At 64.1% G+C, this 26,266-nt stretch carries 24 protein-coding genes; 13 read left to right on the top strand and 11 right to left on the bottom strand.

Going from position 1 to position 26,266, the window contains the following annotated elements; translation table 11 throughout:
• Nucleotides 1–132: 132 nt before the first annotated feature.
• From ACHMW7_RS13220 to ACHMW7_RS13210, 3 genes are all read right to left on the bottom strand, one after another.
• Nucleotides 133–423 (bottom strand): HlyU family transcriptional regulator, encoded by a 291-nt coding sequence (locus ACHMW7_RS13220; protein WP_395450672.1) that lies wholly within the window; start codon nt 421–423, stop codon nt 133–135.
• Nucleotides 424–537: 114 nt separating this feature from the next.
• The gene (locus ACHMW7_RS13215; protein WP_310316651.1) at nt 538–831 is read right to left on the bottom strand and encodes a GYD domain-containing protein; all 294 of its coding nucleotides are present in this window, start codon (nt 829–831) and stop codon (nt 538–540) included.
• 137 nt (nt 832–968) lie between these two features.
• Entirely contained in the window at nt 969–1,850 is an 882-nt protein-coding gene (locus ACHMW7_RS13210) for a helix-turn-helix domain-containing protein (protein WP_395450671.1), read from the bottom strand.
• Nucleotides 1,851–2,006: 156 nt separating this feature from the next.
• Here ACHMW7_RS13210 and ACHMW7_RS13205 point away from each other — a divergent pair, with 156 nt between their 5' ends.
• Complete coding sequence (locus ACHMW7_RS13205; protein ID WP_395450670.1) at nt 2,007–2,837, top strand: N-acyl homoserine lactonase family protein; 831 nt, start codon at nt 2,007–2,009, stop codon at nt 2,835–2,837.
• Nucleotides 2,838–2,873: 36 nt separating this feature from the next.
• Here the strand turns inward: ACHMW7_RS13205 and ACHMW7_RS13200 are convergent, their stop codons facing one another.
• Both ACHMW7_RS13200 and ACHMW7_RS13195 read right to left on the bottom strand, forming a co-directional pair.
• A complete protein-coding gene (locus ACHMW7_RS13200) occupies nt 2,874–3,377 on the bottom strand; it encodes a GNAT family N-acetyltransferase (RefSeq protein WP_395450669.1) in 504 nt (167 codons plus the stop codon).
• 57 nt (nt 3,378–3,434) lie between these two features.
• Nucleotides 3,435–4,046 (bottom strand): LysE family translocator, encoded by a 612-nt coding sequence (locus ACHMW7_RS13195; protein WP_115731279.1) that lies wholly within the window; start codon nt 4,044–4,046, stop codon nt 3,435–3,437.
• 234 nt (nt 4,047–4,280) lie between these two features.
• Here ACHMW7_RS13195 and ACHMW7_RS13190 point away from each other — a divergent pair, with 234 nt between their 5' ends.
• Together ACHMW7_RS13190 and ACHMW7_RS13185 are read left to right on the top strand one after the other, a co-directional pair.
• Entirely contained in the window at nt 4,281–4,550 is a 270-nt protein-coding gene (locus ACHMW7_RS13190) for a DUF2798 domain-containing protein (RefSeq protein WP_395450668.1), read from the top strand.
• A gap of 308 nt (nt 4,551–4,858) precedes the next feature.
• Entirely contained in the window at nt 4,859–7,027 is a 2,169-nt protein-coding gene (locus ACHMW7_RS13185) for a right-handed parallel beta-helix repeat-containing protein (protein ID WP_395450667.1), read from the top strand.
• A 38-nt stretch (nt 7,028–7,065) separates the two neighbouring features.
• On the opposite strand, the gene ACHMW7_RS13180 is transcribed toward ACHMW7_RS13185, so the two are convergent.
• Nucleotides 7,066–8,028, bottom strand: a complete 963-nt coding sequence (locus ACHMW7_RS13180; RefSeq protein ID WP_395450666.1) for a hypothetical protein — start codon at nt 8,026–8,028, stop codon at nt 7,066–7,068.
• A gap of 142 nt (nt 8,029–8,170) precedes the next feature.
• Between ACHMW7_RS13180 and ACHMW7_RS13175 the strand changes: the two genes are divergently transcribed.
• Nucleotides 8,171–8,827: a methyltransferase family protein gene (locus tag ACHMW7_RS13175; RefSeq protein ID WP_395450665.1), complete on the top strand. Its 657-nt coding sequence runs from the start codon at nt 8,171–8,173 to the stop codon at nt 8,825–8,827.
• Nucleotides 8,828–8,830: 3 nt separating this feature from the next.
• Here the strand turns inward: ACHMW7_RS13175 and ACHMW7_RS13170 are convergent, their stop codons facing one another.
• A complete protein-coding gene (locus ACHMW7_RS13170; RefSeq protein WP_395450664.1) occupies nt 8,831–9,088 on the bottom strand; it encodes a DUF333 domain-containing protein in 258 nt (85 codons plus the stop codon).
• A gap of 127 nt (nt 9,089–9,215) precedes the next feature.
• Nucleotides 9,216–10,298, bottom strand: a complete 1,083-nt coding sequence (locus tag ACHMW7_RS13165) for a citrate synthase (RefSeq protein WP_395450663.1) — start codon at nt 10,296–10,298, stop codon at nt 9,216–9,218.
• A gap of 173 nt (nt 10,299–10,471) precedes the next feature.
• Here ACHMW7_RS13165 and ACHMW7_RS13160 point away from each other — a divergent pair, with 173 nt between their 5' ends.
• Together ACHMW7_RS13160 and ACHMW7_RS13155 are read left to right on the top strand one after the other, a co-directional pair.
• On the top strand, nt 10,472–11,578 hold the full coding sequence (locus ACHMW7_RS13160; protein WP_395450662.1) for a citrate synthase: 1,107 nt from the start codon (nt 10,472–10,474) through the stop codon (nt 11,576–11,578).
• A 75-nt stretch (nt 11,579–11,653) separates the two neighbouring features.
• Nucleotides 11,654–12,040: a DUF1801 domain-containing protein gene (locus ACHMW7_RS13155; protein ID WP_395450661.1), complete on the top strand. Its 387-nt coding sequence runs from the start codon at nt 11,654–11,656 to the stop codon at nt 12,038–12,040.
• A gap of 138 nt (nt 12,041–12,178) precedes the next feature.
• Here ACHMW7_RS13155 and rpoD read toward each other — a convergent pair whose 3' ends face one another.
• The gene (rpoD, locus tag ACHMW7_RS13150) at nt 12,179–14,200 is read right to left on the bottom strand and encodes an RNA polymerase sigma factor RpoD (protein WP_395450660.1); all 2,022 of its coding nucleotides are present in this window, start codon (nt 14,198–14,200) and stop codon (nt 12,179–12,181) included.
• A 324-nt stretch (nt 14,201–14,524) separates the two neighbouring features.
• On the bottom strand, nt 14,525–16,477 hold the full coding sequence (gene dnaG, locus ACHMW7_RS13145) for a DNA primase (RefSeq protein ID WP_395450659.1): 1,953 nt from the start codon (nt 16,475–16,477) through the stop codon (nt 14,525–14,527).
• Between the two features lie 334 nt (nt 16,478–16,811).
• Between dnaG and ACHMW7_RS13140 the strand changes: the two genes are divergently transcribed.
• From ACHMW7_RS13140 to ACHMW7_RS13130, 3 genes are all read left to right on the top strand, one after another.
• Nucleotides 16,812–18,476, top strand: a complete 1,665-nt coding sequence (locus tag ACHMW7_RS13140; RefSeq protein WP_395450658.1) for a Na/Pi cotransporter family protein — start codon at nt 16,812–16,814, stop codon at nt 18,474–18,476.
• A 122-nt stretch (nt 18,477–18,598) separates the two neighbouring features.
• Nucleotides 18,599–19,762 (top strand): amidohydrolase, encoded by a 1,164-nt coding sequence (locus tag ACHMW7_RS13135; protein WP_395450657.1) that lies wholly within the window; start codon nt 18,599–18,601, stop codon nt 19,760–19,762.
• A gap of 208 nt (nt 19,763–19,970) precedes the next feature.
• On the top strand, nt 19,971–20,555 hold the full coding sequence (locus ACHMW7_RS13130) for a glyoxalase superfamily protein (protein WP_395450656.1): 585 nt from the start codon (nt 19,971–19,973) through the stop codon (nt 20,553–20,555).
• Nucleotides 20,556–20,697: 142 nt separating this feature from the next.
• On the opposite strand, the gene ACHMW7_RS13125 is transcribed toward ACHMW7_RS13130, so the two are convergent.
• Nucleotides 20,698–21,147, bottom strand: coding sequence for a GatB/YqeY domain-containing protein (locus ACHMW7_RS13125; protein ID WP_395450655.1), 450 nt, complete (start codon nt 21,145–21,147; stop codon nt 20,698–20,700).
• 289 nt (nt 21,148–21,436) lie between these two features.
• Here ACHMW7_RS13125 and carA point away from each other — a divergent pair, with 289 nt between their 5' ends.
• The 4 genes from carA (at nt 21,437) to ACHMW7_RS13105 (ending at nt 26,252) form a co-directional block, all read left to right on the top strand.
• Nucleotides 21,437–22,639: a glutamine-hydrolyzing carbamoyl-phosphate synthase small subunit gene (carA, locus tag ACHMW7_RS13120; RefSeq protein ID WP_395450654.1), complete on the top strand. Its 1,203-nt coding sequence runs from the start codon at nt 21,437–21,439 to the stop codon at nt 22,637–22,639.
• 165 nt (nt 22,640–22,804) lie between these two features.
• Entirely contained in the window at nt 22,805–24,010 is a 1,206-nt protein-coding gene (locus ACHMW7_RS13115; RefSeq protein ID WP_395450653.1) for an MFS transporter, read from the top strand.
• Nucleotides 24,011–24,255: 245 nt separating this feature from the next.
• Complete coding sequence (gene msuE, locus ACHMW7_RS13110) at nt 24,256–24,813, top strand: FMN reductase (RefSeq protein WP_395450652.1); 558 nt, start codon at nt 24,256–24,258, stop codon at nt 24,811–24,813.
• A gap of 89 nt (nt 24,814–24,902) precedes the next feature.
• Entirely contained in the window at nt 24,903–26,252 is a 1,350-nt protein-coding gene (locus ACHMW7_RS13105; protein WP_395450651.1) for an LLM class flavin-dependent oxidoreductase, read from the top strand.
• Nucleotides 26,253–26,266: the final 14 nt, after the last annotated feature.

Raw genomic sequence — 26,266 nt, 5'->3', positions numbered from 1 at the left:
CCTAGGGTGTCATGAAAATGACGCGCAAGGCAGGATCGCAATAACTTGGCGTGCATTGCGACAGCAAGTTGCATTAGGGCAACATGATGGAATGGCATCGCGACGAACGACGCCTGGTCGAGACCACCAGCCTCAGCCGAACATACGCTCGCCCTGCTCGTCGACGAGTTGGCGCCCCTTGGTCAGCGACACCTCGACCGCGTCATCGAGCGCAGCAAAACGGTCGGCGCGGATGAACTTGTGTTCCTTGACCACGCCGCCGACGTCCTTGGAAACCACGCCGCAGGTCTGGAACTGGCCGCCTTCCTTGTAGGGCATCGCCTTGATGGCAAAGCCCTTGTATTCGATCTCCTTGGCGACCGCTGGCGCTGAGGTCTCAGCTGCGCCGCCGCCACCGCCAAACAGCCTCTTCAGAAACGACATGTTGGTTCTTCCCGTTGTTTTTCCGAAGCTTAGACGGTCATCTTGATTCAGTCGAGGCGTTTCGATCGGGGCGTAGCCACGGCGCAAGCGGCGTGCCCGCGTCGTGGCATGCGCTTAACCCATCGATGCGATGATTTCGCGATAGGCAAGTTCGGGGAAGGCTTTCAGCGTGCGTGTCCTGATATTGCCGGCCTGTCCCAGGATCAGGGCGAAGCGTGCCACCACCGCGTCGTCGGGCGCCTCGGCCACCGCCACCATGTCGTATTCGCCCATGGTCAGGTAGAACTGCTTGAATGAGCCACCCATGTCGCCGAGCAGCTTCTTGGCCGCATCGAGCCGTTTGGGCGATGAACGCACGTCGCGTACGCCCTGGTCGGTCCAGTTGATCAGCATGATGTATGTCGTCACGGCACACCTCCCTCCGGCGCCACGGAGCACGGCAATCAGCCGGGGGCGGGCATCCGGGTCATCGCCCTCAAATGCATCCACGCAGAGAATTATCCTCCCCACCGGCCTTCCGGCAAGGCTGACCGCAATCAGCTCGGCTACGATGGCTGGCGCAGCCGAACTTCTGCGGGAGAAGCGCCATAGACCGCCTGGAAGCGGCGGGCGAAATGCGATCTGGAAGCATAACCGGCAGCATCGGCGGCATCGGTGATGTTGCCTGCGCCGCGGACCAGCATCTCATGCGCCAGCTGCATCCGCGCCGACGCCTGAACGCCACGCAGCGACGTGCCCGCCTCGACAAGCTTGCGACGCAACGTCGAGGCGCCGACACCGAGTTCGCGCCCGATCTCCTCGGCCGTCCAGCGCTTCGCAGGCGCCCGCGCCACCAGCCATGCCGCGCGCTCGGCCAGCGACTGCGCGAACAGCGGCTGCGCCACCGGTATCTTCCGGAGCAGGATCAGCACCTCGGCGAGGCGATGTTCGGCCAGTGCCGCCGCGTGATCGGATCCGCCAAGCGAGATTGCGGCATGGCCCAGCGCATCAACGAGCTCTGATGTCAGCGGCACGCGCAGGTCAAAGCCGGCGACCGGACGGGCACCCGGCATCTCCTGCACCCATTTCGGCACCTGGGTGACCTCGACCAGCAGCGACTCGTAGAGGCCGCTCGTCTCCGAGGGAATGTTCACCGCGTCAAACGCCGTGCCGGCCGGCAGCACAAACACATCGCCGGCGACGAAACGCTGGCCGGCATCGCCGAGCCAGAACTCCTTTTCGCCGCTGAGCACGATGCCGATCCTCGGCATTTCTGAAACGACGCTGGCCAGCCGCTCGCGCTCGATGCAGCAATAGCTGAACAGCTGGCGGGCAAATGTGTGCAGGCCGGGGCCGCGCGCCGTGCGGCTCGACATCGCCAGCGGCCGCAGCAGTTGCAGCAGGCGTCGCGACAATGTGCTTTGGGCGTGTTCGACAGGTTTGAGCATGCCGGCACTGTAGCGCCTGCCAGAACACTGTCGACTTCACTTTGAGCGTTTCGGGCACATATGGCGCCAATTTCAGGCACGCCTCCCTGACATCAGCGGACCATTTTGACGCCGCGCCGGCAAACGACGCCGTCGCCGCTTTCAAGGAGATCCGAAATGAACCCAAGACAATATCTGCTCGCCGCCATGCTGGCGCTGCCGGCATTTGGTGCCGCACAGGCCGCCGACGTCGAACTCTGGCGCCTTGATTGCGGATCGATCAAGATCAGCGATCTGTCCGCCTTCTCCGACACGCTGCGGTATCAGGGCGAAGAGCGGACCCTGACCGACAGCTGCTACCTGATCCGCCACGACACATCCTACATGCTGTGGGACACCGGTCTGCCGGCAGCGCTCCTCGGCGCATCGCAGGACGGCGGCGGCATGAAGCCGAGCCTGGCCACGACGATCAAGGACCAGCTGTCCGAGATCGGCGTGGCTCCGGAGAAGATCGAAACCGTCGGCATCAGCCACAACCATTTCGACCATATCGGCCAGGCCGCCGATTTCCCGCAAGCCAGGCTGCTGATCGGCAAGGCCGACCTGGATGGCTTCCGGGCCGAGCCGCCGGCCTTCGCCGTCGACCCTTCCCTGGTCACGCCATGGCTCGACGGCAAGGCTGTGGTCGAAGCCGTCGAAGGCGATAAGGACGTGTTCGGCGATGGCTCCGTAGTCATGCTGTCGACGCCCGGCCACACCCATGGCAGCCATTCGCTGCTGGTCCGGCTCGCCGGCAACGGGCCTGTGCTATTGAGCGGCGACACCGTGCATTTCGAAGAGCAGTTCGCCAACAGCGGCGTGCCGCCGTTCAACGCCGACCGGGCGCAATCGCTGGCGTCGATGAGCCGCCTTCAGGACATGGCGAAGGCGCTGAACGCGACACTCGTTGTCCAGCATGATGCCAAGGACATCGCCAAGTTGCCGGCCTTCCCGGCCAGCGCGAACTAGGCAGGAACGCCGGGAGCTTCGCTTCCGGAGCCCCCGTCAGGCAGTCTCGGCGGCCGCGCCAAGCTGCTTTTCCATGAACACGCTGAGCGGGTCCTCGCGATAACAGCCGAAGGGCCCGCGGCGGATGAAGCCCTTGCGTTCGTAGAGTGCCAGGGCCTCGTGGTTGTCGATGCCGGTTTCCAGACGCAGCAGCGCATGGCCGGCATCGAAGGCCCTTGCCTCGAGGTCGGCGAGAACGGCCTTTGAAATCCCTTTGCCCCTGGCTTCGGGCACCACCCACATGCGCTTCAGCTCGGCAAAGCCGTCCGCCAGCGCGATGGCTCCGGTGGCCACTGCCGTGCCCTGGCCGTCGCGGGCGACGACGAAGCGGACATTGGGTGCGCGTAATGCATCGAGCGGCAGGAAGTGGTTGCTTTCCGCCGGGTATAGCGACGCACCATAGGCATCGCCCGCTTCCAAAAGCGCAATCACATCAGGCGTGGCGGGATCTTCCAGGGCAAGGTGGAACTGCATATCGTCGGGCTCGGTGCAAAATCTCATCGAGCCCGACTAAAGCGCAGCCGCAGCGGCCGGGCAACCCGGCCGACAGGGCCAATGTCAGCGTTCCGTCAGGGCCAGCTTGGCGCCGAGCATGACAAAGGCCGCGGCAAAGGTGCGCCGCATCCAGGTCATAACGCGTGGGCTGCCCGTCACTTTGTCGCGTACGGCGGCGGCGCACAGCCCATAGATGGCAAAGATGACGAAGGTCGCCAGCATGAACACACCAGACAGTTCCAGCATGCGCCCGAGCACGTTCGCCTCGTTCGGCGCGATGAACTGCGGCAGGAAGGCGACGAAGAAGATCGACAGCTTCGGGTTGAGCACGTTGATCAGGATGCCGTCGACAAGTACCTGCCAGGCGCTGCGCGGATCGGCATTGGCTTCGACCTTGAGCGCGCCGTGCTCGCGCAGGCTCTGCCAAGCCATGTAGAGCAGATAGGCGACACCGGCATATTTGACGATCTCGAAAAGCAGCGCGCTGGTGTGCAGCAGCGCAGCAAGGCCGGTCAGTGCCGCGATCAGGTGCGGCACGATGCCGAGCGTGCAGGCGAAGGCCGCAAGCACGCTCGCCTTGCCGCCGCGCGACAGCCCCGCCGCCAGCGTGTACACGACGCCCGTGCCGGGCGATGCGACGATGATCAACGTGGTCAGCAGGAATTCGATCGACACTGGCGTCCTCCCTCAAGGTGAGGCGACCATAGTGCAAGACGACATCAGGCAAAAGCCACCCGAAAAGCTATAGCTGACACCGTTGCATTCTGATGCAGTCGAAGCTATCCAGGCCGCGCTGCCTTCGTGCACGCCGTAAGCGTCTCACGTCAAGCAACGCATTCAACCGGTCGCGACCGGGAGGAATGCCGTGACTTGCACTCTCGTGACCGACCGCTTCCAAAGAGTGATCTTATGAGCTTACGTTCGCACCCCCGCGCGCGCGGCAAACTGCCCGCGCGATACGCTGCCATCATCATGCCGCTGGTCCTGTCGGTGCTGATGTCGTCGGTCGTCTCGGCCATCTCGACGCTGAAAAGCCCCGGGCCGACGCCTGCCTTCCTGTCGACCTGGTCCGCCGCCTGGGCGCTGTCCTGGCTGGTGGCGTTCCCGACGCTGCTGCTGGTCCTACCGCTGGTCAGGCGCATCGTGGCGCTTGTCGTTGCGATACCGCCGGCCCGCTAGCCGTGAACCGCACCCGGCAGCATGACCTGCTGCCGGGTGCGCCTGTCTGGACCAATGGAAAGCCAACTTGCCGCAGCAGGCGGCGGCGACTGGCTCGGTCCTTTGCCACGGTCGACAACTGCCCCAGCGTCCGCAGCCGTTTCAAACAAATGCTCCAACCTGGAAGGTCTAATTTAGACTCAACGCACTGAAACAAAAGGCGAAATGTCGTCCACAGGCAGCGCCGCGCAATCCACGGATTAATCTGGACTATTTTATTCAAGTATTATAGCTCACCGACGTTCAATCGGAAATTTGAAGTACCTGCCATGAAATTCCCAAGCCTGTTTGTTGCGGCGCTGGCCTCCGGCACCGCCCTCTCTTCCTGCGCCTTTGCGCAAGCGCAGCAGCCCATTCTCGAATTCGAAGGCAATCTCGCCTACGGCCAGGGAACCGGCGGGCTCGGCATCTTCATGCCGTTCCTGCTCGACAGCGGCAACGGCGTCTTCTTCGATGCCAGCGGCCACTTCGTCGAAGGCTCGGCGCGGCAGGCCTCGTTCGGCATGGGCTACCGCCACCGCATCGAAAGCGGTTGGCTGCTTGGTGGTTATGGCTATCTCGACGTCTTCAACAGCGAACACGGCAACACCTTCAACCAGCTGTCTTTCGGCGTCGAAGCACTCGGCCCGATCTATGAGGGACGCGCCAACGTCTATCTGCCGCTCGGCGACGACAAGTTCGCAGCAGGCCTGAGCCACGCCTTCGTTTCCGGCAGCGAGCTCAAGTTCCAGGCCGGCCGCGAATTCGCCCGCACCGGCGCCGATACGGAAGTCGGCATGCGCCTGCCCGTCTTCCCCGAAGGCATGAACGCCGAGATGAAGGTTTTTGGCGGCGCCTACTGGTATGACGGCGCACGCGGCCTCGACGGCACCCTTGGCGTCAAGGCACGCACCGAGGTCAGCTTCTCTGGCCTGCCCGGTGTCGCCGGCTCGACGCTGGCGCTCGGCGCGTCAGTTTCCTACGACAATGAGGACCGCACCGAATTCGGCCTCACCGCGCGGCTGCGCGTGCCGCTCGGCGGATCGAGCCGCACCGGCAAGGCCGCCTTCGATCCGATGTTCCAGCGCGTCGAACGCTCGAACTTCGTCCGCACTTATGCCGATAGCGACGGCGTGATCGAGGCAGCCGAGTTCGTCCATGGCGGCCAGACCGTTGGCAAGGTTGTCTCGATTTCATCGGCAACGGGCAATGCGGCTGCCATCAACGCGGCACTCACCACCGCCGGCACCAACGCGCTGGTGCTGGCCAATGGCGGCATCTCGCTTGGCCAGACGCTGCAGCTCGGCGCAGGCCAGCATTTGCTCGGCGGCGGCGGATCGATCACCGTGCGCGGCGCCAACAGCCGCATCCAGGCGGCGTTCCGCGCCGACGGCGAGGCAGCCAGGCTGACAGGCACTGACGCCGCCGCCAACGTCGTCACCATGGGCACCGGCAGCGAAGTCGCAGGCGTTGCGATCACCGGCGGCCTCGCCGGCATAGCTTCCTCCGGCGCTTCGAACATCGTAATCAGCGGCGTCGACATCTCCGGTACCGCGGGCGACGGCATCCGCCTCGACAACGTGACCGGCGCCACGATATCAGGCGCCAACATCCACGACCTCTACATCTGCAGCAACAACACCAATTGCGAGTTCGCCGTTGGCAGACCGAACCGCGCACCGCACGCCGCCATCGCCGCGCTCGGCACCAGTGGGCTGACGGTCCGCGATACGGTGATCGACAGTGTCACCTATGGCATCTTCGCCGGCAGCCGTATCGACCAGAGCGACTGGCCCGAGGTGATCACCCATGCTGCGACCGACATCGTCATCGACAACGTCAAGATCAGCAAGTCACGCCGCGAAGGCATCCTGCTCGTCGCCGCCAACGACGTGACGATGAACAAGGTCACCATCGACAATTCCGAACAGGGCCTGGACATGGACCTGGTGGTGCTTCAGGGCACGTCTGATGTCTCCATCACCGACATGACCTTGAAGGGCGGCATCAACGGCCTGATGCTCGTTACCGCCTCGACCCTGCCTGAGAATGCGCTGACGACCAACGTCAATGTTCGTGGGCTCACCATCGACGGCACCCGCAATGCCGGCATCTTCCTGAACCCGGTCTCCGGCATCAGCTTCAAGGATGTCACCATCAGCAATGCCGGCAGCTATGGCGCCTACATCTACGGCAGCGAGTGGGATTTCCTCGGTGGCCCGGTGAAGAACATCGACTTCGGCAATATGCGTGTCGAGCGTGCCACCAAGGCCGGGCTCTATGTCTCCGGGCCGGCCGAGAACATCCGCGGCGACGTCACCGTCGTCGGCACGCCGCTCAACTGCCTGGCCGACCAGGGCGCGTGGTCAGGCACCTCGCTGACCCAGGCGGATGGCTCGGTGCTGAAGCTCAACGGCACGGCTCTCGAAGCGAGCAGGCTGAAGACCGCCTGCAGGTGAGCCATTCGACCGCGCGGCATCAGTCGCGCGGGTCTCGCTTAATGCCCAGTGCGCAAGTCAAGCACATGCCGCCTGATCTTGTTTCCGGCCACGTCAACGAGGGAGAAGGTAACCGAATAATTCGAGTAGTCGGCCGATATCAGTGCAGTCACCTTGTCATCCATGAACAGCACTTGGTCCACTTTACCCTGATACGAGCGAGCCAATCGATCCGATATTTTCGACGTATTTTCAGACACGCCGCCATTAATAAGCTCAAATACTCGCTTGTCGGAATTGCTGCCGGAAACGTAGAAACTGGCCCCGTGAAGAAATCCATATGGGAACGTCTCGATGGGAATTCTCGTTTCTCGTATCTGAAAATCATTCCCGTCAGACGTCACTTCGAAGACCGAAGAGCTGTCGCCGAAGTCCTGCAAGACGATTGCCTTTTCCTTCGCCATGATGAGCTGATCTGCGCTTGGAACCACCGCTGAGGGATACAGTTTGCTTCCGCAGATTGGGCTCAATGCCATCGCCTGCCCCTTGGGCGTGTATTTCGATGGTTGCCACGCACAGACACGGCCGCCCAACTGAAACGGCAGCCTGATCGGCTGACCACTTTCCCAAAGGACTTGCTCTCGATCCGCGAAGAAGTCGTATTTGATAGTCGCGTAACTTGAACCAGAGACGCGGACTGCGGTCAGCAGGAACGCGCCCTTTTTCTCCACCAAGTCCGTTATCGAGTTGGGATTAAGCTGGGCCGGCCTTCGTCGACGCACAGAACCGTCTTCCAGATTTAGCAGGAACAGTTCCGAGATCGACGACGGACCTTTCACGATTGTCGCCACAATCGGATAGCTGACGGACGGATTCCCAACAGCAATCCCAACCCTTGTGGATGCCTCCCTATCGTCGTCGCATCCCGCCAGGATGACAATTGCCGCCAGGATCGTGGTCGCAGATAGCCGTCGCCAGAACGTCAAACACGACGTTATGACGCCCAAAGCCTGAACGAACAAATGCGTTCTCCTGTAGAGATGATGACAGCTTCTCTCAGTATTGTTCAGCAAGCAAGAAGCGGCATAGTACACTGCCGCCCTTGCCTTTGGCACGTACTTTCCCGCTAAGGTGGAGATACCTGCAGCGGGGACACGGAAAACAATGCCCTCTCTCAAAATGCTCATCCTTGGCGTGGCCGGCACGCTTGTCAGCCTTGGGCTCGCGATCCTCGGCGCGGGCGGGTTCGCGGCATTCTTCTCCAACCCGGCCCGCACCGCTGCTGCTGTCCTCACCGTCGTCCTGATGGCGGCCGCGCTGATCAGCGGCGCCAATCTCAGCTCAGGCGAGCAGGAGCACCGCGCCAATCGCTGGGTGCTGCCGGCCCTGGGCATCATCGGCCTGCTCAATGCCTTCCTGCCAGCCTACACCGACCGTATCGGCTTCTGGACCATCGGCGGCGAAACGGTCCGCTGGATCGGCGTGCTCTTGTTTGCTGCCGGCGGCGTGCTCAGGCTATGGCCGTTTTTCGTGCTCGGCAGCCGTTTCAGCGGGCTGGTCGCCATCCAGCCCGGGCACAGGCTGGTTACCTCGGGCATCTACGCGCTCATCCGCCATCCCAGCTATCTCGGCCTGATGGTCAATGCGCTCGGCTGGGCGCTTGTCTTCCGCTCGGGCGTGGGTGTCGTCCTGGTCGGCCTCACTCTGGTGCCGCTGGTCGCCCGCATCCTGTCCGAGGAGCGGCTCCTGCGCGGCCACTTCGGCGCGGAATACGACGACTACGCCAGCCGCACCTGGCGGCTCGTGCCGGGCCTGTATTGAGACCTATTCCTTCGGCGCGACGCATTTCTGGTCGCGGAACAGCGCCCACTCCTCGCAGATGCTGCCGTCGGGCATGCGGCAGTAGCCGGTCTCGTTGCCGGCTGAATCCTTGCGGATCTCGAGCTTGCCGCCGATGTTGCCGCAATGCACCGACGCTGGATTTGCCATGCCGATGGGCTTTTGCGCCGGTGCCGCCGCCGCCCCCATCATAACAAGCGAAAAGGCCGCCAGTCCCACCGAGCTCGCCACAAGCCGCCGCATCGCACCCTCCCTTCAAGCTTCCTGTCCAATCGCAGCAACTAGAGTTGCGCCAGCCAAAGGCAATTGCCAAATGAAAAAGCCCGGGATCCTGCCCGGGCTTTGCGTAAGTTGTGGCGCGACTGTAGCCTCAGGCGGGCATCGTCCCGGTATAGACCGAGGCCGGGCGCAGCAGGCGCCCGGTGCGCTGCTGTTCCAGCGCATGTGCAACCCAGCCAGCCGTGCGGCCGACCGCGAAGACCGGCGTAAAGGCCTCGCGCGGAATGTCGAGCGCACCGAGCAGGATGGCGGTGTAAAACTCGACATTGGTGTCGAGACGCCGACCCGGCTTGGCGCGGGCCAATGCCTCGCGTGCATAACCTTCGACCTCGGCGGCAAGACCGAGATCCATGCCCTCGGAACCCAGCGTGCCCACCGACCGCTTCAGCACGTCGGCGCGCGGGTCGCGCACCTTGTAGATGCGATGGCCAAACCCCATCAGGCGCTCGCCGCGCGCCAGTGCCGCGTCGATCCAGGGGGCGATGTTGTCGGCTTTGCCGATCGCTTCCAGCATGTCGAGCACCGGCGCCGGCGCGCCGCCATGCAGCGGGCCCGAAAGCGCACAATAGCCTGCAGTGACCGCCATGAAGAGATCGGCCTGGGTCGAGGCGACGACACGCGCGGCAAAGGTGGAAGCGTTCATGCCGTGGTCACTGACAGTGACGAGATAAGCGTCGAGCGCCGCCGCCTCCGCATCGCTCGCCGCCTTGCCGCGCATCATCCGCAGCATGTCGGCGGCCTGGCCGAGGCTGGCGTCGGGCGCCACGGGCACGAGGCCTTCAGCGCTGCGCGCAAGAGCGGCCGCCAGAACTGGCATCGCGCCGAGAAGCGCCACCTCGTCGTCGAGCCCCTCTTCCTTGTCGATCGCAGCGATCGCGGCGCGGAAGCCGGCGCCGAGCGCCAGGCCTTCGGTTGCGGGCAGAATCTTGTCGAGCCGCGCAAAGGCGCAGGCACGTGCTTCGCCAAGCTTCGCCCTCAATTCATCAGCGGCCGTTTCCTTGCCGGCTGCCGAAAGCAGACGGGCGGCGGCACCTTCGAAATCGGTCTCGGCGGCCAGCTGCGCCACGCGGCTGCCGGCGATGATCAGTTCGCCACCCTCGCCGTCGACATGGGAAAGTGCGGTCATGGCTGCGGTCACGCCGTCCAGTCCGGCGGTGGTCTGATGAAGTGTCATGGGGCTTGCTCCTTGCTGCACTGCAGAAAGATGCGGCTCTTTTCATATTGATCAATCTTGATTAGCTTGATCAATATGAAAAAGCGTCCGAACCGCTCTATCTCTCCGCCCGCGAGGCCGCAGGCGAGCTCGCCGTCTCGCCGGCGACGCTATACGCCTATGTCAGCCGCGGCATGATCCGTTCTGAACCGTCGGACGATGCCCGCGCCCGGCGCTACCGCGCCGACGACGTGCGCGCGCTTCTGGCGCGGCGTGCCCCGGCTGGCCTGGCAAGCGCCGGCGAAACCGAGGCGCCGGTTCTGGATTCGGCGATCTCCACCATCACCAGCGAAGGCTCGGTCTATCGCGGCGTCCAGGCGGTGGCGCTCGCCGAACACGCGACGCTGGAACAGGCGGCAACGCTCTTGTGGGACATGAACGACGCCGACCCCTTCGCCGCCACCAACATGCCTGTCGTCAGCGACACCATGCGCGCGGTGGCCTCGGTCACCACGGGCGAAGCCCCTATTCCCCGCGCCATCGCCATGCTGGCGCTGGCCGGCGGCAACGATTCACGTGCCTTCAACCGCTCGCGCCAGGGCCGCGTCGAGGTCGGCGCCCGTGCCGTTCGTCTGCTCACCTCAGGCATCCTCGGCACCACGCCATCGCCCGCACCGATCCATCTGCAGGTGGCGAACGCCTGGGCGCCGGGCAATCCGCATGCCCAGGCGATTTTCCGCCGCGCGCTGGTGCTGCTTGCCGACCACGAGCTCAACCCTTCGACCTGGACGGTGCGTTGCGCCGCCTCCACCGGGATCAACCTCTACGACGCGCTGATATCAGGCCTGGTCGCGCTGAAAGGCCCCAAGCATGGCGGGGCCGGACCACTGGCTGCGCATATGGTGGCCGATTTCGCCGCCACCGACGTCGCCGCTAACATCCGCGAGCGCGTCGCCATCGGCGACCGCATCCCCGGCTTCGGCCACACCGTCTACCGCGACGGCGATCCGCGCGCCGACAGCCTGCTGGCCGCCCTGGCCGAAGCTGGTGCCGACAGGCGCCTCGCCGTCGAGGCGCCGACACTGATCACCGAAGCCACCGGCCTGCATCCCAACATCGATTATGCGCTGGCGGTGATGGTGCGCATGTTCGGGCTGCCGATCGGCCATGAGACGGCGTTCTTCGCCATCGCCCGCTCCGTCGGCTGGGTCGCCCATGCCATCGAGCAACTGACCTCAGGCGTGTTGATCCGCCCGCGCGCCCGCTATGTCGGACCAGCACTGGGGCGAGGCGGCAGCTAGGCACTGAACGTTGCACACCGTATGGCGCAGCCGGCGCGATCGGGATAGCCTCGCGGGCAGGGGGAGAACAGCCAGATGATGCGCAAGGAAGTTCCGGCGGAGAGCCCCGAGGCCTATGTCGCGGCCTTGAGCGGCTGGCGCCGTGACATCGTCGAGGCCTTGCGTGCTGCCACCCGCGCCGCCGGCGATCCCGAGGCGCGCATCAAATGGGGCCACATCGTCTGCTTTTCCAACGGCCCGGTCCTGCTCATCCGTGCGGAAGAAGCCCGCGTTCTCTTCGGCTTCTGGCGCGGCAAGCGGCTGCGCGACATCGAGCCGAAGCTGAAAACAGGTGGCAAATATGAACTGGCCACCATGACGTTCCATGAGGGCGACACGGTGGATACAGCGCTTGCGGAAAAGCTCGTCCGGGAAGCGGTGCGCTTGAATGCCGAGGTCGGCGACCCGACGAAAAGCGCCTAGGCCGCGACGGTTCTGGCCTTCGCCACCACGGTCCAATTCCGCGCCGCGCGCAAAAAAGCCCCGCGACCTTTCGGTGCGGGGCTTTGTGATCTTGTCGTTGCCTCAGCTGTCGAGGAACGAACGCAGCTTGCGGTTTGCTTAGCTGTCCAGGAAGCTTCTCAGCTTCCTGGAGCGGCTCGGATGCTTGAGCTTGCGCAGCGCCTTGGCTTCGATCTGGCGGATACGTTCACGGGTGACCGAGAACTGCTGGCCGACCTCTTCGAGGGTGTGGTCGGTGTTCATGCCGATGCCGAAGCGCATGCGCAGCACGCGTTCCTCGCGCGGGGTGAGCGAGGCGAGCACGCGCGTGGTGGTCTCACGCAGGTTCGCCTGGATCGCCGCGTCGATCGGCAGGATCGCCATCTTGTCTTCGATGAAATCGCCGAGGTGCGAATCCTCCTCGTCACCGACAGGCGTTTCAAGCGAGATCGGTTCCTTGGCGATCTTCAGCACCTTGCGCACTTTTTCGAGCGGCATGGCGAGCTTTTCGGCCAGTTCTTCCGGCGTCGGCTCGCGGCCGATCTCGTGCAGCATCTGGCGCGAGGTACGGACGATCTTGTTGATCGTTTCGATCATGTGCACCGGAATGCGGATGGTACGGGCTTGGTCGGCGATCGAACGCGTGATCGCCTGCCTGATCCACCATGTCGCATAGGTCGAGAACTTGTAGCCGCGGCGGTACTCGAACTTGTCGACCGCCTTCATCAGTCCGATGTTGCCTTCCTGGATCAGATCGAGGAACTGCAGGCCGCGGTTGGTGTACTTCTTGGCGATCGAGATGACGAGACGAAGGTTGGCTTCCACCATCTCCTTCTTGGCGATCGCTGCCTCGCGTTCGCCCTTCTGCACCTGATTGACGATCTTGCGGAATTCCAGGATCGAGATCGCCGTTTCGGTGGCGAGGTTCTGGATCTCGGCGCGCAGGTCGCGGATCGTATCCTTCTCGTTCTTGGTGAACTCCTTCCAGCCACGGCTGGACAGGTTGGCGATCGAGCGCGTCCAGTTCGGATCAAGTTCCGAGCCCTGGTATTCGCGCAGGAATTCCTCGCGGCGCACACCGTAGCTTTCGGCGAGGCGCAGCAGCTTGCCTTCGTTCTGCACCAGCCGCTTGTTGATGTCGTAGAGCTGCTCAACAAGTGCCTCGATGCGGGCGTTGTTGAGCGACAGCGACTTCACCGCCTTGACGAGCTGGTCCTTCAGCTCCTTGAGGCGACGGTCCTGGCTCGGCGACAGCGTGCCGGCAGCAGCGAGACGGTTCTCGACCTGCTGGTCCTGCAGCTTGCGCAGCTTCTTGTAGGTGTCGGCGATGACATCGAGGGTTTCCATGACCTGCGGACGCAGTTCCGCTTCCATGGCAGCCAGCGACAGGCTCGCCTCGTCGTCTTCTTCCTCGTCGTCCTCGCCGCGGGTGTCGCCACCCACATTGGTGATGTCGTCTTCTTCATCGCGGCCGCCGCGGCGCGGCTTTTCGTCGGTCTTGGCCTTGGCGTCTTCATCGACACGCTCGACGATCGGCGCCTGCTTGGCCTCGGGGCCGGCATAGGTCGCTTCGAGATCGATGATCTCGCGCAGCAGGATCTTGGCTTCGTTGAGCTCGTCACGCCAGATGATGATGGCCTGGAAGGTCAGCGGGCTCTCGCACAGGCCGGCGATCATCGTCTCGCGGCCGGCCTCGATGCGCTTGGCGATGGCGATTTCGCCTTCACGCGACAGAAGCTCCACCGAACCCATTTCGCGCAGATACATGCGCACGGGGTCGTCGGTACGGTCGGTCGGCTCTTTCTTGGTCGTGGTGGCGGCAACGGCCGTGCCGGTCTGCTCGGCAAGCTCGTTGGCATCTTCCTCGGCATCGCCTTCGGCGGCCTCGGCTTCCTCACCCTGCTCGTCGTCCTCGACCACGTTGATGCCCATATCGGAGAGCATCGCCATGGTGTCTTCGATCTGTTCGGAGGTCACTTCCTCCGACGGCAGCACCGCGTTGAGCTCGTCCATGGTGACATAGCCGCGCTTCTTCGCGACTTTGATCATCTTCTTGACAGCGTCATCGGAAAGGTCGAGCAAAGGTCCGTCTGGGGCGCCTTCGCGTTCGGTCTCGACCTCTTCCTTTTCTTTTGTCGCCATTCTTCGCTTTCTCCAGGCGGCCCGTCAGCCGCTTAAACTCTTGGACAGTGCAAATCAGATGCGCTCATCGAACCTGCGCCTGACTGCCAGTAGCTGCACCTGTGTTAAGTCCAGATTAACCGTGATATCTGTGGCGGAATATCTTCCTGTCCAGTGACAAGTGCCCCAATCCGCATTTTCAGGCCATCGACACGACTGGCGACCTGGCCGCCGGTTAACTTTTTCGAATCGACCTGATTCCGTCATTCCGGCGGAAGGTCAAGCGCCTCTCGCATGATTCGCGTCAAAAAAGCGAATCAATTGCGGGATAATCGGTCCGCTGCGTCAGTTACGACCACTGCGACCCGAAGACACCCCGAAGCCTTCGATGAGCGCTTCGGTGGCCTGCACGTCGTGAAACTGCGCCTGAACTTCCACCAGATGTCGGTAGTTTTCGTCGGTAGGATCGGTAGCCAGCGCAACTTCGGCCTGTTTCAGCTCCTTATGTAAGGTGCGGGCGCTGCGGTGCAAGTGCAACGTCTGCGCGAAGGCGTCGCGGGCATCCTCGATCGCCGCATCCTCGAACGCCGTCCATTGCCGGGCACGCCGCGCCAGCGCCACGGCACGCTCCCACATCTCGGCGCAGGCAGCGCGTTCGATCGCCGCCACCACCGCCTCGCGCGTGTTGGCTTCGCCATGCGCCATCGCGTCGATCAGCACCGAATGCAGTTGCTTGAGTTCGCCGTGGCTCAGATCGAGACGCTCGACATGCTCGAAATTCTCGTCGATCAGCGAAGGGTGGTTGACCAGTGCCACCACAAGGGCCGCCTCGCGCAGCGGCATGATGCCGCCGGCGCGCTTGACCATCGCCGATCGCGCCAGGCTTTCCGACACGGCAAAGCGGCCGGACTGAACGCCTGCGCCACCCTTGTTCCACTGGCCGCGCTCACCGCCCTTGCTGCCTTTACTGAACGAACCCTTGCCGCGATCGCCCTGACCCTGCTGCCGGCCACGCTGGTTGCCGAAGAAGTTCAGCACCCGTTCGCGCATTTCCTGCTGGTAGTGGTAGCGAACGCTCTCGTCCTTGATCCTGCCGGTCAGTTCGCGCAGCGTTTTTTCGAGTTCCGCCCGCCGTTCAGGCGTTTCAAAAATGCCATTCGAGGTCTCACGCATCCAGACCAGTTCGGACAATGGCCGCGCGGCGGTAAGCACCGTGCGAAACGCTTCCGGCCCCTCGGCCCTGACCAGATCGTCGGGGTCCTTGCCCTCGGGCAAAAGCGCAAAGCGCGCGGTATGTCCGGGTGCGACCAGCGGCAGCACCATGTCGGCGGCGCGATAAGCCGCCTTGAGGCCGGCCTTGTCGCCGTCGAAGCATAGAACCGGCTCGCCCGACATGCGCCACAACAGCTCGAGCTGGTTTTCGGTAAGTGCGGTGCCGAGCGGCGCCACGACGTTGTCGAAACCGGCTTGGGCCAGTGCGATCACGTCCATGTAGCCTTCGACGGCGATCACCGCCCCGCCCTTCTGCAGCGCCTTGCGGGCGCGGGCGAAATTGTAGAGCACGTTGCCCTTGTGGAAGAGCTCGGTCTCCGGCGAGTTGAGGTACTTGGCCGAAACCTCCGCCGACATGGCACGTCCGCCAAAGGCGATGATGCGCCCACGTGAGTCGGGGATCGGAAACATGATGCGGTCGCGGAAGCGGTCGTAGGAAACAGGCACGTCCTCAAAGACGGTCAGCCCGCAGGCCTCCATCTGCGCCTTCTCGATGCCCTTGGACGCCAGGAACTCTTTCAGCGCATTGCGGCTGTCGGGTGCGAAGCCGAGCCGGAACTGCTGCTGCGTCGCCGGCGCAAGCCCGCGGTCGCGCAGATAGGCACGTCCCCTTGCCCCATCGGACGATTGCAGCCGGTCCTCGAAGAACCTGGTCGCCAGTTCCATCACGTCGTGCAGCGAGGCGCGTTCGCGCTCGCGGCGCTCTTCTTGCGCATCACGCGCCGGCATCGGCACGCCGGCCATCTCGGCGACACGCTCCACCGCCTCGGGGAAGGTCATGCCGTCGAGTTCGGTGAAGAAGCGGAAATGGTCGCCCGAAACACCGCAGCCGAAGCAGTGATAGCGGCCCTTGCGGTCCTCGCAGTGGAACGACGGCGATTTTTCGCCATGGAACGGGCAGCACGCCCAGAAATCGCCGCGCGGCGCGTTGGTCTTCTTGCGGTCCCAGGTCACGCGCAGGCCGACCACGGCCGAAATCGGCACGCGGTCGCGTATTTCGCTCAAAAATCCGTCGGAAAAGCGCATCGGGTCCTGCTTGTTTCAACCTGATATAGGCGCTCGCCTGCTCCGACACGACTCCTATTCGGCGCCATGCCCGCTGTTCACAGGCCAGCCGCTTGGCAAACATCCCGATTGCGCCGTCCGGCGGTCGTTGTGGAACCGGAAGCTCGCCCGGATGTATCCCTATATATCATCGATCGCGCATCTTGCGATGCGGTGCACACGTGTGCAATATGGACGAAAAATATTATCCGGCTAATCTAATCGGCATGTTCATGACAGTGATTCGCATAAGCGCCCAAACCGTCGCGGTTGCCCCCTCCAACGCCCCTAGGTGCAGCCCCCATAGGTGCGCCCGATGAGCGGCTCGGTCGTCCTGCTTCATCTCGCCGGCGCAGTCGCGCTTTTGCTGTTCGCCACGCGCATGGTGCGCACCGGCGTCGAACGCGCCTATGGCGACGTTTTGCGCCACAAGCTGCGCAACACCATGCGCAACCCGATCCTCGCCGTGTTGGCGGGCACCGCCCTTGCCATCGCCTTCCAGAGTTCCACCGCCGTCACATTGCTTGTCGGCTCCTTTGCCGGGGCTGGCATCGTCAGCGGCATCGCAGGCCAGCTCGCCGTGCGTGGTGCTGAAATCGGATCGGCACTTGTCATCAAGATCCTGACCTTCGACCTGTCGCTTCTGGTGCCGATTTGCCTTGCCGCCGGCACCACCATGTTTCTGGCCACCGACCGTCGCAGCTGGCAGCAGACCGGCCGCATCCTCGTTGGCATCGGGCTTCTGGTGCTGTCGCTTGAAATGGTCGGCCAGGCCTCCGAGCCGCTGCGCGAAAGCAAGCTTCTGCCTGTCATCGTCGACTATTTCGCCGGCGATCCCATCACCGCCTATTTGCTTGCCGCCGTCGTCACCTGGCTGTTCCATTCCTCGATCGCCGCCGTGCTTTTGATCGTCACGCTCGCCGGCCGCGGCTTCGTTCCGCCCGAGCTTGGCATCGTTTTGGTGCTCGGCGTCAATCTCGGCAGCTCGATCATCGCGCCCTTGCTCACCCGCAACGCCGAGCCGGGCGTGCGTGTCGTACCCATCGGCAACCTTCTGATGCGCGGTGCCGGCTCGCTGGTCATGCTGGTCGCCTTCTTGTGGACCAAGCCGTCTGTCGCCTTCCTCGGTTCGACGGTGCCCGACCAGATCATCAACGCCCACATCCTGTTCAACTGCATCATCCTGGTCGCCGGCATTCCGCTCGCCAAGCTCGTCTACAGCGCCTCGGAAAAGATCGTCGCCCTTGGCACCAAGAGCGATCCGGCCAAGGAGATGGCGGTTGCCGAACTGAGCGCCCTCAACGAAGCCGCCCTCGACACCCCTTCCCAGGCACTGGCCAATGCGACACGCGAAACGGTGCGCGTCTGCGAGACCGTCGAGATCATGCTCCAGCGCATCATCGAGCTTTACGAAAAACCCGACGCCGACAAGATCGCGGCTCTCGCTTCGCTCGACGACCGGGTCGACCGCAAGCATGCGGCGATCAAGCTCTACCTCGCCAAGGCCACCATCCGGCCGATGACCGAGGACGAGGCGCTGCGTTGCCAGGAACTGCTCGGCGCCTGCGTCAAGCTCGAGCAGGTCGGCGACATCATCGTGCGCAACATGCTCGCCCATGTGCAGAAGAAGCTCGACCGCGGCCTCGAATTCACGCCCGAGGGCTGGCGCGAACTGGCGAGCTTCCACGCATCGGTCATGGCCAATGCGCGCCTTGCCTTCAATGTGCTGGTGTCGCGCGACGCCAACACCGCCCGCCAGCTCGTACTGGAGAAGGACCGGCTGCGCGACGTCGAAAAGCAGACCAGCCAGAGCCATTTTCTGCGCTTGCGCGACGGCACCATCAAGAGCGTCGAGACCTCCTCGATCCACCTCGATACCATCCGCGACCTCAAGCAGATCAACTCGATGCTTGCCTCGATGGCCTATCCGGTGCTTGAGGAACAGGGCCTGCTGCGCGGCTCGCGCCTCAAGGCGAGCTGAGCTGCCCTTCCCCTTCTCCCCGACGGGGAGAAGGCAAGCCTCTTCCCTGGCCCCACCGACAAGCCTTGCCTGCCCCCGTCAATCCGGGCGAGGCTGCATCTCCAACCCTTGGGGATCAGCACATGGCCGCGCTCGACCACGAAGCTCTCATCGCCGAGATGACCGCCTGGCGGCGCGACCTGCACGCCCATCCCGAATTCGGCTTCGAGGAAAAGCGCACCAGCGCGTTCGTGGCGGCACAACTCAGGGCCTTCGGCCTCGACGAGGTTGTCGAAGGTGTCGGCGGGACCGGCGTCGTCGGCACGCTGCGCCGTGGTTCTGGCAATCGCGCCATTGCGCTCAGGGCCGATATGGACGCCTTGCGCATCGCCGAGCAGGCGAGCCACGACTACCCCTCGCAAAATCCCGGCATCATGCATGCCTGCGGCCATGACGGTCACACAACGATGCTGCTGGGAGCGGCAAACCTGCTCGCCAGCGAGGGCGGCTTCGACGGCACCGTTCGCTTCATCTTCCAGCCGGCGGAGGAATGGGGCAAGGGCGCGCTCGCCATGCTCGACGACGGCCTGATGACGCGCTTTCCCTTCGACGAGATCTATGGCCTGCACAACATGCCGGGCCTCCCGGTCGGCTATTTCGAGACCCGCCCCGGACCTATCATGTCGGCAGAGGACAATTTCGAGATCGTGCTGCGTGGCCTTGGCGGCCACGCCGCCCGGCCGCATCTTGGCCGCGAAGTGTTGGTTGCCGCCTGCGCCGTCGTGACGAACCTGCAGACGATTGTTTCGCGCCGGCTGAGCCCGGCAGACATATCGGTCGTTTCGGTGACAGAACTTTTGACCGACGGCACCCGCAACGCCCTGCCCGGCTTCGCCCGCATCCTTGGCGACGCGCGCAGCTTTCGGCCCGATGTCAGCGCCGAGATCGAACGGCAGATGCGCGTCATCGCCGAGGGCACGGCGCTGACCTACAACTGCACCGCGGAGGTGACCTACAGCAGGGAGTTCGTACCGCTGGTCAACGACGCCGGCGCCACTGCTTCTGCGCTTGAGGCGGCAGCCTCGGTGTTTGCCGCCGGCGCGGTCAACGGCAATGGCGAGATCGTCACCGCATCGGAAGATTTCGCCCGCTTCCTCGATCACGTGCCCGGCTGCTTCGCCTATATCGGCAATGGCGAGGCCTCGGCGCCGCTGCACAATGCGTCCTTCGATTTCAATGACGAGGCGCTGATCCATGGCGCCCGCTTCCACGCCGCGATCGCCCGCCGGCGCTTGCCGGCATCGTGACCTTTCCTAAGGAAACGCCGCCGCCATCGCTGCCCCAGGTGACCTTGCCCGAATCGCATTCATTGGCGACACTCGACCCAGGCTGTGCAGCCTGCCGCTCGCTCCCTAGGGATTGGCGAATGCACCGGAAAATGTGGTTTGACCCTTGGGTGACCGTCGGCAATGCGAGCACTGACGCTGTAGGTCACCCTCTTCAAGGGATCATCCCATGCCATCGCTTGATCGCGTGAAATCCATGGCCAAGGAACTGCGCGCCAGCCTGGCCGTACAAGACATCCACCTCGCCCACAGCGCCTGTCTAGAGATCGTCGCCCGCCAACTCGGCCATGACAACTGGAACACCCTCAAGGCCACCTCCGACGCCAAGGCCGAGCTTGCCATCTCGATCATCGTCGAACACGGCCGCGAGGAAGAAGCGGCCAGCTTCTACCAGCGCGCCTTCGGCGCCATCCGCGGCGGGGTCTATCTGTTCGAGGGCGCTCCGATCTCGATCGACCTGCGGATCGGCAATGTTGCCTTGCAGGTGGGCGGCGCCAATCCGCGCCGCGAACTGGAGCCGCAGCGCGGCGGGCCATTCTTTCCCAAGGCCTGTGGCGCCGTCAGCACCGTCTTCATCCTCGATGTCGCCAACGCCGAGACCGCCCTGCAGCGGGCGATCGGTGCCGGAGCAACGCTTAGGGGAGAGCTTGGTGTAGCGACCGACGGCCGCCGTGGTGCCACGGTGTTCGACCCGTTCGGCCACATCTGGGGCCTGCGCGACAAGGCGTCGACCAAACTCCGCCGCGCCGCCTGAGACGACCTCCCTTCTCTGGGTGCGCGCGCCGATCCACCTTCTCACAAGGGAGAAGCGCGGCGGCGTCATCGCCCCAAAAGAAAACGCCCCGGCCGCATCGCAGTCGGGGCGTTCTTGTTCACATGGCCCGAGCAGACGGAATCTACTGCAGCAGTTCCTTGACGATGCCGCTGGCCTTGCCGAAGTCCATCTGGCCGGGATAGCGCTCCTTGAGCGCGTTCATGCAGCGGCCCATGTCGCGCAAGCCGTCGGCACCGACTTCCGAAATCACCTGCTGGGCCGCGCTGCGCACTGCGCCCTCCTCCATCTGCCTGGGCAGGAAGTCGGAGATGATGGCGATCTCGTCGCGCTCCTGGGCGGCGAGTTCCAGCCGCGAGCCTTCCTCGAAGGCCTTGGCCGATTCCTGGCGCTGCTTGACCATCTTGGTCAGGATCTGCAGGATTTCCTCGTCGGTGACAGGGTCCTTGCCGGCACCGCGATGCGCAATGTCGCGGTCCTGGATCGCCGCCTGGATCAGCCGGAGCGTCGATGTGCGGCGCTTGTCGCCAGCCTTCAATGCAGTCTTCAGTGCCTCGGCGAGTGTCTCGCGCATGGCCATTACTCCTGAACGTGTCGCAAACAATAGCGCCGACCTGCCACAGTGGCAAACCGAATGACAATGGCCAACTTCCTGTTTTTGTTAGGAAAAATAATTAGCCTCGAATTCCGGCACGGTCATTGACCATCTGCCGGCCTTCGCCTATTGTCCGCGCCTTGCAAGGACTTGTTTGTTTTGTGCACGGGGCTCGCCTGACGGCGGTCGTCCGTGCTTTTCGCTGCGCGATATGGCCCCTTGCGAGCCATTTTTCAAGTCGCGGCGCCCGTTACGCAGGAGCATCGCCATGGCCTCAGAGACCGCCCCCTGGGCAACCGAAGTGCCGACCGCCGTTCTGGTTCTGGCCGACGGCACGGTCATCACCGGCCGAGGCCTCGGCGCCAGCGGCAGTGCCGTCGCCGAAGTCTGCTTCAACACGGCACTGACCGGCTACCAGGAGGTCCTCACAGATCCTTCCTATGCCAGCCAGATCGTCACCTTCACCTTCCCGCACATCGGCAACATCGGCACCAACGATGAAGACATCGAGGACCTGAACCCAGCGGCCCGCTTCGGCGCGGTCGGCGCGGTGTTCAAGGCCGACGTCACCAACCCGTCGAGCTATCGTGCCGCCGGCCATCTCGACCAGTGGCTGAAGCGTCGCGGCATCGTCGCCATGTCCGGCGTCGACACCCGCGCACTGACAGCCCTGATCCGCGAAAAGGGCATGCCCAACGCCGTCATCGCGCACGCACCTGACGGCAAGTTCGACCTCGACGACCTCAAGGCCAAGGCTCGCGCCTGGTCAGGCCTTGTCGGCCTCGATCTCGCCAAGGAGGTCACGTCGGGCCAGTCGTCGTCGTGGACCGAGACACCCTGGGTCTGGAACGAGGGCTATGGCGAGCGCAACCAAGCGACGATGCACGTCGTTGCCGTCGACTACGGCGTCAAGCGCAACATCCTGCGCCTGCTCGCTGGCCTCGGCGCCAAGGTGACTGTCGTTCCGGCCAAGACCTCGGCCGAAGACATTTTGGCGATGAAGCCGGACGGCATCTTCCTGTCCAACGGCCCCGGCGATCCGGCGGCAACCGGCGAATATTCAGTGCCGGTCATCAAGGACCTGCTCAAGACCGAGTTGCCGGTGTTCGGCATCTGCCTCGGCCACCAGATGCTGGCACTCGCCCTCGGCGGCAAAACGGCGAAGATGCATCAGGGCCATCACGGCGCCAACCACCCGGTCAAGGACCACACCACCGGCAAGGTCGAGATCGTGTCGATGAACCACGGCTTCGCTGTCGATTCCGAATCGCTGCCCGAAGGCGTCGAAGAAACGCACGTCTCGCTGTTCGACGGTTCCAACTGCGGCATCGCACTCACCGGCCGACCCGTGTTTTCGGTCCAGCACCATCCCGAGGCCTCGCCCGGCCCGCAGGATTCGCACTACCTGTTCCGCCGCTTCGTCAACCTGATCCGCGAGCGCCAGGGTGAGCCGGCGCTGGCCGAGCGCTGAGCCAATCGGCAGTCGACAATGCAAAGAGGCCCCGCCAAACGGGGCCTCTTTTCTTTTGGCTGATGCGAATGGCTGTCCGGCATGGCAAATGCACAGTCACGAATTTTGACAGCGCACAGCCAAGCAGTCTGTGAGTGAGACGCGAAGATCAGGACGCCCACCGACATGACTGCCCCGACAGCGACGCGAAGCGCCATTCCCGCCGGCATCTGGGTCCTGGGGTTCGTCTCCATGCTGATGGACATCTCGTCTGAGATGATCCACGCCTTGCTTCCGGTCTACATGGTGACGATCCTCGGCACCTCGGCGCTCACCGTCGGCATCATCGAGGGCATCGCCGAAGCGACGGCCTCGATCACCAAGGTCTTCTCAGGGGCCTTGAGCGACTGGCTCGGCAAGCGCAAGTTCCTGGCCGCACTCGGCTACGGCCTGGCCGCATTCACCAAGCCGATCTTTCCGCTCGCGCCAACGGTTGGCTGGCTGGTCGCTGCACGTTTCGTCGATCGCATCGGCAAGGGCATCAGGGGTGCGCCGCGCGACGCCCTTGTCGCCGACATCGCCCCAGCGCATCTGCGCGGCGCGAGCTTTGGCCTGCGCCAGTCGCTCGACACCATCGGCGCGTTTCTCGGCCCGCTGCTCGCCATCGTCTTGATGTGGCTGACGGCAGACAACTTCCAGACCGTGTTCTGGATCGCCGTCATTCCAGCCTTCCTGTCGCTCGGGCTGATCGTCGTTGCGGTCAAGGAACCCAAACGTCCCGGCGAGTTGCGCCGCGTCCGCATGCCGCTGCGCCGCAGCGAACTCGCCAGGCTCGGCGCGCGCTACTGGTGGGTGGTGGCGATTGCCGCCGTCTTCACCCTTGCGCGTTTCAGCGAAGCCTTCCTGATCCTGCGCGCCCAGTCGATAGGCCTGCCGCTGATGCTCGTCCCGCTCGTCCTGGTCATCATGAGCCTTGCCTATTCGCTGTCGGCCTACCCGGTCGGCGTGCTGTCCGACCGGGTCAACAAGGTGATGCTGCTCGTCATCGGCCTTGCCCTGTTGCTCGTTGCCGATCTCGTCCTCGCCTTTGCGAGCGGTCTGGCTGGCCTCGGCATCGGCGTCGCACTTTGGGGCCTGCACATGGGCTTCACCCAGGGGCTGCTGGCGACCCTGATCGCCGAAACCGCGCCGGCGGAACTGCGCGGCACCGCATTCGGCATGTTCAACCTGGTGACAGGCGCGGCACTGCTTCTGGCCAGCGTCATCGCCGGTGCACTGTGGGACACTGCCGGGCCGCAAGGCACGTTCCTTGCCGGCGCCGCATTCACGCTGTTGACATTGACCGGGCTGTTTTCGGCGCGCAGCCGCCTGACCGCACCTCGGCAAGCATAAGTCCCAGGCAACCCCGGGATGCCATCGCCGCCCCTTGTCGAGGCCCGTCGAGCGCCAAAATACCGGCTCTTGCCCGACGTCATGCCAAACCGCCCAACTGTTGCCGCCGCGTCAAATGAACCAGCCGGGGGCGATCTGCCGCAAACTCAATCCCCTCGCCGCGTTGCTTTTGAAATCCTCTCGCTCTTCAATATCTACAAATTCCGTAGAGTTAATGGGTATCGACCGCTGATGAGGATCCGCACATGCCAAGACAACTCGTGGTGGGAATTTCGGGCAACCTGACCCGTCCGTCGAAGACCAGGCTGTTCATCGAGCACATCGCAGGCGAGGTCGCGAGAAGCACGGGTGCCGCCTCGGCCACCTACGACATCGAGGACCTCGGCCCGTCTTTCGCCCAGGCTCGGCGCGTCAGCGATCTCGCCCCGCCTGCCCGGACCATCGTCGAGCAGTTGTCGAATGCGGCCATACTTGTCGTCGGCTCGCCCACCTTCAAGGGCAGCTACACCGGGCTGTTCAAGCATTTCTTCGATCTGCTCGACCCCAATTCGCTGAAAGGCAAGCCGGTGATCCTCGCTGCCACCGGCGGCGGCGAGCGCCATTCGCTTGTTGTCGAGCACCAGCTTCGGCCGCTGTTCGGCTTCTTCGAGGCGCTGACAATCCCGACCGCGATCTACGCCTCCGACAGGGATTTCGCCGACGGCGCGCTGGTGTCCGAGGCCATTCGCGCCCGCGCGCAGCAGGCGGTCGCCGAAGCGTGTCGTGTTGCCCAGACGCGCGACAGCGTCGACCTGGCCGCCTGACCTCAAGCCTTACCTTCCATTCCCCGACATGCCGGGCCTGCGGCTCGCGCCGCCGGATAGAACTTTATCGTCTTCTCAAGGAGATCATCATGACCCGACAGATCAAACTTGGCGCCTTCCTACCCGGCGGCGGACAACACATCGCCGCCTGGCGCCACCCCGGCTCGCCCGCCGACGGCGCCACAAATTTCGCCTTCCACACCGAGCTCGCCAAGACAGCCGAACGCGGCCTGTTCGATGCCTACTTCCTCGCCGACAATCTGTCGGTCGGCCTCGGCGGTCGTGAAGGCGGCAACGCCAAGATCGCCGGCTTCGAGCCGGTCACGCTGTTTGCGGCGCTCGCTCCGCTGACCACGCATCTCGGCTTCATCGCCACCGCCTCGACCACCTACGAGGAGCCCTACACGCTGGCGCGCAAATTCGCCTCGCTCGATCATCTGTCCAACGGCCGCGCCGGCTGGAATGTCGTGACGTCGGCCGGCGACGACACCGCGCGCAATTTCAATCGCGACAAACAGCCCGACCATGCCGACCGCTACGCCCGCGCCAGGGAGCATGTCGACACCGTCAAGGCGCTGTGGGACAGCTGGGAAGACGATGCCTTCATCCGCGACAAGCAGACGGGGCGTTTCTACGATCCCGCCAAGGTCCATGACATCGACCACAAGGGCGCGCATTTCGCCGTCAAGGGTCCGCTCAACGTGCCCCGCCCCGTCCAGGGTCATCCTGTCGTCGTCCAGGCCGGCCAGTCCGAGGACGGGCGCAGGCTTGCGGCGCTGTCCGCCGAGGTCATCTTCACCGCGCACCAGAACCTCGCTTCGGCGCAGGAGTTCTATCGCGACATCAAGGCGCGCGTGCTGGCCGAGGGCCGGGTGCCCGACCATGTGCTGATCATGCCCGGTGTCGCGCCCTTCGTCGGCCGCACGGAGGCCGAAGCGCGCGCCAAATATGACAGGCTCAACGAGCTGATCCTGCCCGAGGACGGCGTTGCCCTGCTCAACGGGCTCGCCGGCGGCACACTCGACCTCAGGGGCTACCCGCTCGACGGACCGCTGCCCAGAAGTGCCGAGACCGAAGGCATGAAAAGCCGCCAGGCGCTGATCCGCCAGATCGCCGACGAGCACAACTTCACCATCCGCGAGCTCTACCAGTGGGTGGCGACCGCCCGCGGCCACTACACCGTCGTCGGCAGCGCCGCCCAGGTCGCCGACCAGCTGGAAGAGTGGTTCCACAACGAGGCCGCCGACGGCTTCAACATCCTGCCGCCATGGCTGCCCGGCGCACTCGACGATTTCGTCGATCTCGTGGTGCCCGAGTTGCAGCGCCGCGGCCTGTTCCGCACCGCTTATGAGGGCCGCACGCTGCGCGAAAACCTTGGCCTGCCTCGCCCAGTGAACCCCTGGACCTCAAGCCGCACATCGCTGCAGGCCGCCGAATAATCCTCAAGCGCGAA

This window comes from Aminobacter sp. UC22_36 (genome assembly GCF_044056035.1).
Taxonomy (GTDB): Bacteria; Pseudomonadota; Alphaproteobacteria; order Rhizobiales; family Rhizobiaceae; genus Aminobacter.
The sequence above is the reverse complement of the archived record's forward strand: the minus strand, read 5'-3'. Positions and strand labels throughout refer to the sequence as shown.

Bases quoted from the DNA above. Each gene is read 5' to 3' on its own strand.
- ACHMW7_RS13220 (WP_395450672.1), bottom strand. From the start codon at position 423: ATGTCGTTTCTGAAGAGGCTGTTTGGCGGTGGCGGCGGCGCAGCTGAG.
- ACHMW7_RS13210 (WP_395450671.1), bottom strand. From the start codon at position 1,850: ATGCTCAAACCTGTCGAACACGCCCAAAGCACATTGTCGCGACGCCTG.
- ACHMW7_RS13205 (WP_395450670.1), top strand. From the start codon at position 2,007: ATGAACCCAAGACAATATCTGCTCGCCGCCATGCTGGCGCTGCCGGCA.
- ACHMW7_RS13200 (WP_395450669.1), bottom strand. From the start codon at position 3,377: ATGAGATTTTGCACCGAGCCCGACGATATGCAGTTCCACCTTGCCCTG.
- ACHMW7_RS13190 (WP_395450668.1), top strand. From the start codon at position 4,281: ATGAGCTTACGTTCGCACCCCCGCGCGCGCGGCAAACTGCCCGCGCGA.
- ACHMW7_RS13185 (WP_395450667.1), top strand. From the start codon at position 4,859: ATGAAATTCCCAAGCCTGTTTGTTGCGGCGCTGGCCTCCGGCACCGCC.
- ACHMW7_RS13175 (WP_395450665.1), top strand. From the start codon at position 8,171: ATGCCCTCTCTCAAAATGCTCATCCTTGGCGTGGCCGGCACGCTTGTC.
- ACHMW7_RS13170 (WP_395450664.1), bottom strand. From the start codon at position 9,088: ATGCGGCGGCTTGTGGCGAGCTCGGTGGGACTGGCGGCCTTTTCGCTT.
- ACHMW7_RS13165 (WP_395450663.1), bottom strand. From the start codon at position 10,298: ATGACACTTCATCAGACCACCGCCGGACTGGACGGCGTGACCGCAGCC.
- ACHMW7_RS13160 (WP_395450662.1), top strand. From the start codon at position 10,472: ATGATCCGTTCTGAACCGTCGGACGATGCCCGCGCCCGGCGCTACCGC.
- ACHMW7_RS13155 (WP_395450661.1), top strand. From the start codon at position 11,654: ATGATGCGCAAGGAAGTTCCGGCGGAGAGCCCCGAGGCCTATGTCGCG.
- rpoD (WP_395450660.1), bottom strand. From the start codon at position 14,200: ATGGCGACAAAAGAAAAGGAAGAGGTCGAGACCGAACGCGAAGGCGCC.
- dnaG (WP_395450659.1), bottom strand. From the start codon at position 16,477: ATGCGCTTTTCCGACGGATTTTTGAGCGAAATACGCGACCGCGTGCCG.
- ACHMW7_RS13140 (WP_395450658.1), top strand. From the start codon at position 16,812: ATGAGCGGCTCGGTCGTCCTGCTTCATCTCGCCGGCGCAGTCGCGCTT.
- ACHMW7_RS13135 (WP_395450657.1), top strand. From the start codon at position 18,599: ATGGCCGCGCTCGACCACGAAGCTCTCATCGCCGAGATGACCGCCTGG.
- ACHMW7_RS13130 (WP_395450656.1), top strand. From the start codon at position 19,971: ATGCCATCGCTTGATCGCGTGAAATCCATGGCCAAGGAACTGCGCGCC.
- ACHMW7_RS13125 (WP_395450655.1), bottom strand. From the start codon at position 21,147: ATGCGCGAGACACTCGCCGAGGCACTGAAGACTGCATTGAAGGCTGGC.
- carA (WP_395450654.1), top strand. From the start codon at position 21,437: ATGGCCTCAGAGACCGCCCCCTGGGCAACCGAAGTGCCGACCGCCGTT.
- ACHMW7_RS13115 (WP_395450653.1), top strand. From the start codon at position 22,805: ATGACTGCCCCGACAGCGACGCGAAGCGCCATTCCCGCCGGCATCTGG.
- msuE (WP_395450652.1), top strand. From the start codon at position 24,256: ATGCCAAGACAACTCGTGGTGGGAATTTCGGGCAACCTGACCCGTCCG.
- ACHMW7_RS13105 (WP_395450651.1), top strand. From the start codon at position 24,903: ATGACCCGACAGATCAAACTTGGCGCCTTCCTACCCGGCGGCGGACAA.